Here is a 10844-nt window from a genome sequence, read left to right on the forward strand (position 1 = left end):
GCGCCTCAAACGCCGGCGGGGCTGAACGGGCGGCGGGCCGGCCCCCGGCAAGGGCGGGGGCCGGCCGGGCTGCCTGGGCCGGCCAGGCAGGTGGTCCGGCGGCCTGGACGGGGGGCGGTGGTCCGGATGGGCCGGCGGGCTGCATAGGCGGGCGGCTGCACAAGCCGGCGGGGCTGGATGGGCCGGCGGGCTGGGTGGGCCGGCAGGGCTGGCGGGTCGGCAGGCTGCCTGAGCAGGCGGCGGGCCAGGCGGGCCAGGCGGGCTGGATGGGCTGGCGGGCTGGACGGGGGTCGGCAGGGCTCGTGGGTCGGTGGACATGAGGTGGAGCGGGTCGGTGGCGTGGGTCGCCGGACGTGACTAGTGCAGGGGGATGGACAGATGGCGAGTACGGAGAACCGGGCGGTGCCCCACGAGGCCGGGGCGTCGGGCGGTGTCGGTGCGGAGGCGGACGGCAGTGGGCGGGGCGCCGCGGCGTCTGGCGTGGACTCCGCCGGGGGCGAGCCGCGGGGCGCCGCCGGGGGTGCTGCGGACGCCGCCGGGGGCGAGAGGCTGCGGCGGTGGCGGATGGTGTTGGGCGGGGGAGAGGGGGACGGGACCGGGTGCGTGCTGGGTGGGCGGGACGCGGCCATGGACGCGGCGCTCGGGGCGTTGTACGGGGGAGAGGGGGACGGGGCCACCGGGTCCCGGAAGGCGTCGGGGGAGCGGGCGGCCGGGCTCGGCGGGTCCGCGCCCAAGGTCGCGCGCTGGCTCGGGGACATCCGTACGTACTTCCCCGGCTCGGTGGTCCAGGTCATGCAGCGGGACGCCATCGCCCGGCTCGGCCTGTCCGCGCTGCTCCTCGAGCCGGAGATGCTGGAGGCCGTCGAGCCGGACGTCCACCTGGTCGGCACCCTGCTCTCCCTCAACAAGGCGATGCCCGAGACCACGAAGGAGACGGCGCGGGCCGTGGTCCGCAAGGTGGTCGAACAGTTGGAGAAGCGGCTCGCGACCCGCACCCGGGCCACCCTCACCGGCGCGCTGGACCGGTCCGCCCGGATCAGCCGCCCCCGCCACCACGACATCGACTGGGACCGGACCATCCGGGCGAACCTGAAGAACTACCTGCCGGAGCACCGCACGGTCGTGCCGGAGCGGCTCATCGGCTACGGCCGGGCCGCGCGGGCGGTGAAGAAGGAGGTGATCCTCTGCATCGACCAGTCGGGTTCCATGGCGGCCTCCGTCGTCTACGCCTCCGTGTTCGGGGCGGTGCTCGCCTCGATGCGTTCGATCGCGACCCGCCTGGTCGTCTTCGACACCGCCGTGGTCGACCTGACCGACCAGTTGGACGACCCCGTCGACGTGCTCTTCGGCACCCAGCTCGGCGGCGGCACCGACATCAACCGCGCCCTCGCCTACTGCCAGTCGAAGATCACCCGGCCCGCCGACACCGTCGTGGTCCTGATCAGTGATCTCTACGAGGGCGGCATACGCAACGAAATGCTCAAGCGGGTCGCGGCGATGAAGAGCGCGGGCGTGGAGTTCGTGACCCTGCTCGCCCTGTCCGACGAGGGCGCCCCGGCCTACGACCGCGAACACGCCGCGGCCCTCGCCGCGCTGGGCGCCCCGGCATTCGCCTGCACCCCCGACCTGTTCCCGGAGGTAATGGCCGCGGCACTGGAGAAGCGCCCGCTCCCGGTGCCCTGACCAAGCCCCGGCCGAGCCCCCCACCGAGCCCCCGGCCGACCCCCGACCGAGCACCCGGCCGACCGCCGCCGGAGTCCCGACCAGGGCCCCCGTACATCGGCAGATCACACGAAGATGCAGTTCAACCGTGAGGCGATCTGTGACAGGTATCACCGCTCAGGTGTGATCTGCGATTTAGGGACCAACGTCCCACGGGGATAACCTGCGGGACGGACATGCCGCGTCCACGGTCACCGTGTGCGCTCCCCTTGTGACAGCGCCGTCACGTTGCCCTCCGCGGCACGCCCACGCAGATAGCAGACAACCGCGAATCACTGCGAATCTTTGAAGACAAGGGACGGACGCGCGTGGACCTGTTCGAGTACCAGGCGAGGGACCTCTTCGCCAAGCACGGTGTACCGGTGCTGGCCGGTGAAGTGATCGACACGCCTGAGGCGGCGCGCGAGGCCACGGAGCGGCTGGGCGGCAAGTCGGTCGTCAAGGCGCAGGTGAAGGTCGGCGGCCGCGGCAAGGCCGGTGGCGTCAAGCTCGCCGCCACCCCGGACGAGGCCGTCGCCCGTGCGACGGACATCCTCGGCATGGACATCAAGGGCCACACGGTCCACAAGGTGATGATCGCCGAGACCGCTCCGGAGATCCTGGAGGAGTACTACGTCTCCTACCTCCTCGACCGCACCAACCGCACCTTCCTGGCCATGGCCTCGGTCGCGGGTGGCATGGACATCGAGCAGGTCGCCGAGGAGACCCCCGAGAAGCTCGCGAAGGTCCCGGTGAACGCCAACGAGGGCGTGACCATCGAGAAGGCCCGCGAGATCGTCGCCCTGGCGCAGTTCCCGGCCGAGGTCGCCGAGCAGGTCGCCGAGGTCCTCGTGACCCTGTGGGCGACCTTCATCGCCGAGGACGCGCTCCTCGTCGAGGTCAACCCGCTCGCGAAGGTCGCCTCCGGTGACGTCATCGCGCTCGACGGCAAGGTCTCGCTCGACGAGAACGCCGAGTTCCGCCAGCCGGGCCACGAGGAGTTCGTGGACCACGCGGCCGCGAACCCGCTCGAGGCCGCCGCCAAGGCGAAGAACCTCAACTACGTCAAGCTCGACGGTGAGGTCGGCATCATCGGCAACGGCGCGGGTCTCGTCATGAGCACCCTCGACGTCGTCGCGTACGCCGGCGAGAACCACGGCGGCGTCAAGCCCGCCAACTTCCTGGACATCGGCGGTGGCGCCTCCGCCGCCGTCATGGCCAACGGTCTCGAGATCATCCTCGGCGACCCGGACGTCAAGTCCGTCTTCGTCAACGTCTTCGGTGGCATCACCGCCTGTGACGAGGTCGCCAACGGCATCGTCCAGGCGCTGCAGCTGCTCGAGGACAAGGGCGAGGCGGTCACCAAGCCGCTGGTCGTCCGTCTCGACGGCAACAACGCCGAGCTGGGTCGCAAGATCCTCTCGGACGCCAACCACCCGCTGGTCCAGCGCGTGGACACCATGGACGGCGCGGCCGACAAGGCCGCCGAGCTCGCGGCTGCGAAGTAAGGGCAGAGGTCACAGACTCACATGGCTATCTTCCTCAACAAGGACAGCAAGGTCATCGTCCAGGGCATGACCGGTGCCACGGGCATGAAGCACACCAAGCTGATGCTGGCTGACGGCACCAACATCGTCGGCGGCGTGAACCCGCGCAAGGCCGGCACGACCGTCGACTTCGACGGCACCGAGATCCCGGTCTTCGGTTCGGTCGCCGAGGCGATGGAGAAGACGGGCGCCAACGTCTCCGTCCTCTTCGTCCCGCCGGCCTTCGCCAAGGCCGCCGTGGTCGAGGCGATCGACGCCGAGATCCCGCTGGCCGTCGTCATCACCGAGGGCATCGCGGTGCACGACTCCGCCGCCTTCTGGTCGTACGCGACCGCCAAGGGCAACAAGACGCGGATCATCGGCCCGAACTGCCCGGGTCTGATCACCCCCGGCCAGTCCAACGCCGGCATCATCCCGGGTGACATCACCAAGCCCGGCAAGATCGGTCTCGTGTCGAAGTCCGGCACGCTGACCTACCAGATGATGTACGAGCTGCGTGACATCGGCTTCACCTCCGCCGTCGGCATCGGTGGCGACCCGGTCATCGGCACCACGCACATCGACGCCCTCGAGGCGTTCGAGGCCGACCCCGACACCGAGCTGATCGTCATGATCGGCGAGATCGGCGGCGACGCCGAGGAGCGTGCGGCGGACTTCATCGCGAAGAACGTCACCAAGCCGGTCGTCGGTTACGTCGCGGGCTTCACCGCCCCCGAGGGCAAGACCATGGGTCACGCCGGCGCGATCGTCTCGGGTTCCTCCGGCACCGCACAGGCCAAGAAGGAGGCCCTCGAGGCCGCGGGCGTCAAGGTCGGCAAGACGCCGACCGAGACGGCCAAGCTGGCGCGCGAGATCCTCGCCGCCCGGTAGTAATCGTGCAGTGACGGGCGTGGCCCGCACCCTGTGAGGGGGTGCGGGCCACGCCCGTTCGCGTGTGCGCCCGTTCGGCTATTCGCCCTTGGGATGGATGCGGGCGGTTCCGGCGGACGGATCGCCCCGCAGCTTGTCGTGCAGGTGCCGTCCCGCGTCGGTGAGCTGCTGGGGGCCGCTGAGCGGCGGTACGCCGGAGACGCTCGCGCCGGGGGACTCCGGCGGAACGAAGCTGGTGGGGGCGGTCGCGGCCGTGTACGCCGTCGCGGCCGCGATGACCGCCGTCAGGCCGAGGGCGGCGCGGGTCCACACCCGGATGCGGTGCTCGCCGGCGGTGCGTACCTCGGCCGCCGGGCGCGGCTGGAGCGGTACGGCCGGGCGCAGCGACCCCAGCCGTGCGCGCAGCAGTGCGGACTGTTTCTCGGGCGCTACGGCGGCCAGTTCGGGGAGCAGCTCGGCGAGCTCTTCGTGGGCGTGGACCAGGCGGCCGCCGGCCGTGGGAGTGGTGGCCTCGGTCTCGGCGGCGGTGTCGGGGAGGTCCAGCCCGACACCGTCGTAGAGCAGGACCGTACGGCGGTGGGCCGGCGGCAGCGCGAGCATGGCGTCCAGCAGGATCCGGTCGGCGGGGTCGGCCGGGGGCCGGTCGGGATGCCGGTGCGTGCGGCGGAGGTGGTGCCAGGGGGAGAGGGCGTGCTCGTACGTCACCAAGCGCACCCAGCCCACCGGGTCGGGGTCGGTGGCGACCTCGGGCCAGTGTTGCCAGGCCCGGTGGAAGGCCCGCTCGACGGACTCCAGAGCGAGGGCGCGGCGGCCGGTGAGCAGGTAGGCCTGGCGGGCGAGGGCGCCGGCGGTGCGGGCGTAGAGCAGGTCGAAGGCCGTCGCCGCCGAGGCCTCCGCGGTGGGCTGCGGCTCCGCCTCCGCGGTGGGCTGCTCCGGCTGCGGGGCGGGGGCGCCGCCGCACGTGCCCGACCCGGCGGCGGGGGGCGTCTGGTGGGCCGTCAGGGCCGAGGGCTGTACGGAGTACGCGGGCCCGGCGGTACCGGTCGCCCCGGCGGCGGCCGCCCCGGACGCGGGGGTCCCTTCGGGACCGGCGGGAGCCGGCGCCACCGCGGAACCGTCGAACGCGGCCGCCGCGCCGGGCCCCCCTGGGGCAGGCGCCGCCTCGGGGTCACCGGAGATCGCGGGGGACGGCGCGGGCGCCGCCGGTTCGCCGGCGCGGGGCGTGGCGGCGGTGACGCGGCTCCCGGGCGTCGGCGCCGAACCGGCAGCGCTGGGCGCGGGGGCCGCTTCGGGACCCCCGGTGGGGGACGCCAAGGGTTCGGCAGCGCTGGGCGCGGGGGCCGCTTCGGGACCCCTGGCGGCGGACGCCAAGGCTTCGGGACCGCTCGGCGCGGGAGCCGCTTCGAGGCCCCCGGCGGCGGGCGCCGCCGCTTCGGCAGCGCTGGGCGCGGGGGCCGGTTCGGGACCCGCGGGGACGGGCGCCGCCGCTTCGGCAGCGCTGGGCGCGCGGGCCGCTTCGGGAGCCCCGGCGGCGGGCGTCAACGCTTCGGCAGCGCTCGGCGCTGTGGCCATGTCAGGGGGATCCGGCGGTGCGGGGGCCGGGGGCGGGGTCGTGGCCAGGCGGGAGAGGAGTTCGGCGTAGGCCTCGCGTTTGCGGCCCCGGGGGTCCGTGCGGCCGGATTCCCAGGAGCGGACGGTGGTTGCGGTGACGCCCACCGCTTCCGCGATCTGCTCGTGCGTCAGGTCCGCCGCTTCGCGCAGGCGCCGGCGGTCCTTCGGGGTGGGGAGGCCGGGCTCCGTGACGTTTTGTGTCATGCCACACTCCCCGCGACCCGGACGCCCTGAGCAAAAAAGTACATAAGCGTATATTGAGCGACACCACGGACATTCGCCTGTTACCCGCCCATAGCGCGTGTCGTTGGCACCATGGCGGGGTGACCCAAGTGACCGAACGCGGGACCCCGTTGCCGACGGCCTCGCGGGCCGCCGCCTGTGTGCTGGGCGGCGCCGTGGCCGCCGGACTCGGGCTCGGCTTCCTCGCCGTGCTCGTCATCGTGCTGTGGATCAGCTCCCCGTACCCCGACAGCGGCCCCGGCGGGGCCCTGCACCTGGCCGCCGGGCTGTGGCTGCTCGCCCACGGGACCGAGCTGATCAGGTACGAGACCCTCTCGGGGGTGCCGGCCCCGGTCGGCGTGACCCCGCTCCTGCTCGTCGCCCTGCCCGCCCTGCTCATCCGCCGCGCGGCCCGCCTCGGGAGCGGCCCCGGGGAGAACGGCGAGGAGGAGCTGTCCACGAGCGTAGTCTTCTCCGCCGTCCTGTGCGGGTACCTCGGGGTCGGCGCCCTGGCCACCGTGTACGCGGCCGGCGGCCCCATGCCCGCCGACCCGCTCAGCGCGGCCTGGCACCTCCCGCTGGTCGCCACGCTCGCCGCCGCCGGCGGGGCGTGGGAGGCCCGGGGACGCCCCCTCGGGCCGCTGCCCGGCTGGGCCAGGCGGCCCCGCTACGCGCTCGCGCTGCGCGCCGGAGCCGGCGGAACCCTCGTGCTCCTGGGCGGCGGGGCCCTGCTCGTCGGCGCTTCGCTCGCCTGGCACGGAGCGGAGGTGCAGGGGTCCTTCCTGTCGCTCACCGGAGTCTGGTCGGGCCGCTTCGCCGTACTGCTGCTCGCCCTCGCCTTGATCCCGAACGCCATGGTCTGGGGCGCGTCCTACGCCCTCGGCCCCGGCTTCGCCCTCGGCGCGGGCGCCGCCGCCACCCCGCTCGGCTTCGGCGGTTCGCCCGCGCTGCCCCGGTTCCCGCTGCTCGCAGCGCTGCCGCCGGCGGGTCCCGGCACGCCGCTGACCTGGGCCGCGGCCGTGGTGCCGGTGGCGGCCGGGCTGGCGGTGGGCTGGTTCGCGGTACGCCGGGCGCGCGAGGTCTCGTACGGGGAGACCGCACTCACCGCGGCCCTGGGTTCACTGGTCTGCGGGCTGGCGACGACCGGGCTGGCGGCGGCTTCGGCGGGGCCGATGGGCTCGCGGGGGCTGGCGAACTTCGGGCCGGTGTGGTGGCAGACGGGCGCCGCGGCCCTGGGGTGGAGCCTGGCGCTCGCGGTCCCGGCGGCGGTGGCCGTGCACGCCTGGCGCAACCGGCCGGCCCCGGGCCTGGCCGCCGCCGAGGACGACGAGTGGCACGACAGCGGCGTACGGGAGGTCCGCTGGGCGGCCCTGCGCCGCGCGGCGGGCACCCTGATCCCCGACTTCGCGTCGGCGGAACCCGCCGCGAGGCCCGAACCCGCGCCGGATCCCCAGCCTGTGGACACACCGGTGCGTGTGGACACACCGGAGCCCGTGGGCACCCCGGCCGCCCCACCGGTGGCGCCGGCGCCACCGCCCAAGCCGCCCCGGACGGTGACCGTCCTGCCCGGCCTGAGGCTGGACCTGACCCCGATCCCCCTCCCGGCGAAGCCGCCCGCGGCCCCGCCCCCGCCCCCGCCGGTCCCCACGGTCACGGGCGCCCGGGTGCTGTCCCGCCGAAAGCCCGGCGGCGATGCGGACCAGGTCTGATCGGACGGGCTCCGCTACCGCTGCACCTTGAGCATCTTGCCGATGAAGTTGTCCGGCAGCAGGTCGTTGCACTGCAGCTCCGCCGTCTTCGTCAGGGCGTCGTCGCGGCAGACGTAGAAGTCCTTGTACGCGAACTGCAGCGCGTACGAGCTCAGCGCCAGCAGCACCGCCAGCGAAGCGGTGACCAGGCCGCTCACCGCCGCCGTGCGCTGAGGCCGGGCGGCGGCCCCGAGCGCCGCCAGCCCGCCCTGGGCCGACGCCGGAGCCGGCGTCACGGCCGGCGCGACGCCTTCCACGTCGTCCACGGAAGCCCTCGTCGCGGCGGCCGGCGCCGGCACGCCCCGGAGCGCGCTGATCCCCCAGTACAGCGCGAGTGCGCCCAGCAGCAGCCCCGCCGACGGGATCCCGAAGATCCCGAAGAAGAAGCCCCACATGCCCGCCAGCAGCGCGTACCGCGCCCGCCGCTGGACCGGATCCGTCGGGTCCCACCGCGCCGGTCCGCCGTCGCCGGAGCCCGGCCCGGGCCCGGACCCGGGCCCGGACCCGGGGCCTTGCCCCGGTCCCTGCCGGTCGCCGTCACCCCCGCCCCGCGGCTGCCAGGGCTGGTCGGGCCGGCCTTCCGGGGGAGCCGCGAAGGGGTTGTCGTCGGTCGAGGGGTCAGGCTGGCGGCGGTCCGGCATCGGGTGTGTTTCTTCCCCTGTGTCATGGACGTCTTGGGGACGTCGGCGGCCTGTTTGCGGCTTGTATGCCAGACGCTACCGCCCGGCCGTCCCCCCGTCCCTCGGGGGCCGTCCGGTGTGCCGGTATCGTTGCAGGCGGTCGGTGGCTTCGTATGGTCCCCCGTATATCGGTGACCCGAAGTTTCGTATGACCACACAAGACGAACGCCGCATTCCCCGCGAGTTCCCGAGTTCCCGCGAGAAAGGGCCTCCCCATGGCCGCCTCCCGCCTGGTCGTGCTGGTCTCCGGTTCCGGCACCAACCTCCAGGCCCTGCTCGACGCCATCGACGCCCACCCCGGCGGAGCCGAGGGCTTCGGAGCCGAAGTCGTCGCCGTGGGGGCCGACCGCGAGAACATCGTCGGCCTGGAGCGGGCCGAGAAGGCGGGCATCCCCACCTTCGTGTGTCCGGTCAAGGCCTACGGCAGCCGCGAGGAATGGGACGCCGCCCTCACCGGGGCGACCGCCGCGCACGCGCCGGACCTCGTCGTGTCGGCCGGGTTCATGAAGATCGTGGGCGAGGAGTTCCTCGACCGCTTCGGCGGCCGGTTCATCAACACCCACCCCGCGCTGCTGCCGGCCTTCCCCGGTGCGCACGGCGTACGGGACGCCCTCGCGTACGGAGCCAAGGTCACCGGCTGCACGGTCCACTTCGTGGACGGCGGCGTGGACACCGGTCCGATCATCGCCCAGGGTGTCGTCGAGGTCCGTGAGGAAGAGGACGAAGCCGCTCTCCATGAGCGCATCAAGGAAGTCGAGCGCGATCTGCTCGTCGATGTCGTGGGGCGCCTGGCCCGGCACGGCTACCACATTGAGGGACGAAAGGTAACAATCCAGTGACCGCCGTAGAGAGCAACGACCCGACCACGACCCAGCGGCCGATCCGGCGTGCGCTCGTCAGTGTCTACGACAAGACGGGACTGGAAGAGCTGGCCCGCGGCCTGCACGAGGCGGGCGTCGCGCTCGTCTCCACCGGCTCCACCGCCTCCAAGATCGCCGCGGCCGGTGTGCCCGTCACCAAGGTCGAGGAGCTGACCGGCTTCCCCGAGTGCCTGGACGGCCGGGTCAAGACCCTGCACCCGCGCGTCCACGCCGGCATCCTCGCCGACCTGCGCCTGGAGGACCACCGCAACCAGCTCGCCGAGCTGGGCGTGGAGCCCTTCGACCTGGTCGTCGTCAACCTGTATCCCTTCCTGGAGACCGTCCAGTCGGGTGCCACCCCGGACGAGTGCGTCGAGCAGATCGACATCGGCGGCCCGTCGATGGTCCGCGCCGCGGCCAAGAACCACCCCTCGGTGGCCGTCGTGACCAGCCCCGACCGCTACGCCGACGTGATCGCGGCGGCCCAGGGCGGCGGCTTCGACCTCACCGCGCGCAAGCGGCTGGCGGCCGAGGCCTTCCAGCACACCGCCGCGTACGACGTCGCCGTGGCCTCCTGGTTCACGAACGCGTACGCCCCGGAGCCCGAGGCCGTGCTGCCCGAGTTCCTGGCCGGCGCCTGGGAGCGCAAGTCCACCCTCCGCTACGGCGAGAACCCGCACCAGGCCGCGGCCCTCTACACGGACGGCCGGCCGGGCGGGCTCGCCAACGCCGAGCAGCTGCACGGCAAGGAGATGTCCTTCAACAACTACGTGGACACCGAGGCCGCGCGCCGCGCCGCCTTCGACCACGAAGAGCCCTGCGTCGCGATCATCAAGCACGCCAACCCGTGCGGGATCGCCGTGGACAAGGACGTCGCCGCGGCGCACCGCAAGGCGCACGCCTGCGACCCGCTGTCGGCCTTCGGCGGCGTCATCGCCGTCAACCGCCCGGTGACCGTCGAGCTCGCCGAGCAGGTCGCGGAGATCTTCACCGAGGTCATCGCCGCCCCCTCCTACGAGGACGGCGCGGTCGAGATCCTGGCCAAGAAGAAGAACATCCGCGTCCTGAAGGTGGACGGCACCCCGCACCAGCCGGGCGACCTCAAGCCCATCAGCGGCGGCGCGCTGCTCCAGCAGAGCGACCTCTTCCAGGCCGAGGGCGACGACCCGGCCCACTGGACCCTCGCCACCGGCGACGCGCTGTCCGCCGAGGAGCTCGCCGAGCTGGCCTTCGCGTGGAAGGCCTGCCGCGCGGTCAAGTCCAACGCGATCCTGCTCGCCAAGGACGGCGCCTCGGTCGGCGTCGGCATGGGCCAGGTCAACCGCGTGGACTCGGCGAAGCTGGCCGTCGAGCGGGCGGGCGCCGAGCGCGCGCAGGGCTCGTACGCCGCCTCGGACGCGTTCTTCCCGTTCCCGGACGGCCTGGAGATCCTGACGGCCGCGGGCATCAAGGCCGTGGTCCAGCCGGGCGGTTCGGTCCGTGACGAGCAGGTCGTCGAGGCAGCGAAGGCGGCGGGCGTGACGATGTACTTCACCGGGACCCGGCACTTCTTCCACTGAGTTCCCCCCGGCAACGGCGAAGGCCGCGTCCCGCAGACTGCGGGAC

Annotated in this window: 8 protein-coding genes; 6 read left to right on the forward strand and 2 right to left on the reverse strand. The window is 73.5% G+C overall.

The window, feature by feature from the left end:
• Positions 1-564 precede the first annotated feature (564 nt).
• The 3 genes from ACFWBF_RS36250 to sucD all read left to right on the forward strand — a co-directional run bounded on the left by ACFWBF_RS36250 (position 565) and on the right by sucD (position 4118).
• Entirely contained in the window at positions 565-1683 is a 1119-nt protein-coding gene (locus tag ACFWBF_RS36250; protein WP_385609112.1) for a VWA domain-containing protein, read from the forward strand.
• A 347-nt stretch (positions 1684-2030) separates the two neighbouring features.
• The gene (gene sucC, locus ACFWBF_RS36255; RefSeq protein WP_385234756.1) at positions 2031-3209 is read left to right on the forward strand and encodes an ADP-forming succinate--CoA ligase subunit beta; all 1179 of its coding nucleotides are present in this window, start codon (positions 2031-2033) and stop codon (positions 3207-3209) included.
• Between the two features lie 21 nt (positions 3210-3230).
• Positions 3231-4118, forward strand: a complete 888-nt coding sequence (gene sucD, locus ACFWBF_RS36260) for a succinate--CoA ligase subunit alpha (protein WP_385609106.1) — start codon at positions 3231-3233, stop codon at positions 4116-4118.
• Between the two features lie 78 nt (positions 4119-4196).
• On the opposite strand, the gene ACFWBF_RS36265 is transcribed toward sucD, so the two are convergent.
• Positions 4197-5933: a helix-turn-helix domain-containing protein gene (locus ACFWBF_RS36265; RefSeq protein WP_385609107.1), complete on the reverse strand. Its 1737-nt coding sequence runs from the start codon at positions 5931-5933 to the stop codon at positions 4197-4199.
• Positions 5934-6052: 119 nt separating this feature from the next.
• On the opposite strand from ACFWBF_RS36265, the gene ACFWBF_RS36270 reads away from it, so the two are divergent.
• On the forward strand, positions 6053-7660 hold the full coding sequence (locus tag ACFWBF_RS36270; RefSeq protein ID WP_385609108.1) for a DUF6350 family protein: 1608 nt from the start codon (positions 6053-6055) through the stop codon (positions 7658-7660).
• Positions 7661-7674: 14 nt separating this feature from the next.
• Here ACFWBF_RS36270 and ACFWBF_RS36275 read toward each other — a convergent pair whose 3' ends face one another.
• Entirely contained in the window at positions 7675-8340 is a 666-nt protein-coding gene (locus ACFWBF_RS36275; protein WP_385609109.1) for a hypothetical protein, read from the reverse strand.
• Positions 8341-8594: 254 nt separating this feature from the next.
• Between ACFWBF_RS36275 and purN the strand changes: the two genes are divergently transcribed.
• Positions 8595-9218 carry a phosphoribosylglycinamide formyltransferase gene (purN, locus tag ACFWBF_RS36280; protein WP_385609110.1) on the forward strand — a complete coding sequence of 208 codons (624 nt, stop codon included), beginning with the start codon at positions 8595-8597 and terminating at the stop codon, positions 9216-9218.
• Entirely contained in the window at positions 9215-10798 is a 1584-nt protein-coding gene (gene purH, locus ACFWBF_RS36285) for a bifunctional phosphoribosylaminoimidazolecarboxamide formyltransferase/IMP cyclohydrolase (protein WP_385609111.1), read from the forward strand. Before purN ends, purH begins: the two co-directional genes overlap by 4 nt.
• The last annotated feature ends 46 nt before the right edge of the window (positions 10799-10844 follow it).

This window comes from Streptomyces sp. NPDC060028 (assembly GCF_042736725.1).
Classification (GTDB): domain Bacteria; phylum Actinomycetota; class Actinomycetes; order Streptomycetales; family Streptomycetaceae; genus Streptomyces.

Excerpts from the sequence above, each read along its gene's own strand:
- ACFWBF_RS36250 (WP_385609112.1), top strand. The coding sequence starts at position 565 with ATGGTGTTGGGCGGGGGAGAGGGGGACGGGACCGGGTGCGTGCTGGGT.
- sucD (WP_385609106.1), top strand. The coding sequence starts at position 3,231 with ATGGCTATCTTCCTCAACAAGGACAGCAAGGTCATCGTCCAGGGCATG.
- ACFWBF_RS36265 (WP_385609107.1), bottom strand. The coding sequence starts at position 5,933 with ATGACACAAAACGTCACGGAGCCCGGCCTCCCCACCCCGAAGGACCGC.
- ACFWBF_RS36275 (WP_385609109.1), bottom strand. The coding sequence starts at position 8,340 with ATGCCGGACCGCCGCCAGCCTGACCCCTCGACCGACGACAACCCCTTC.
- purN (WP_385609110.1), top strand. The coding sequence starts at position 8,595 with ATGGCCGCCTCCCGCCTGGTCGTGCTGGTCTCCGGTTCCGGCACCAAC.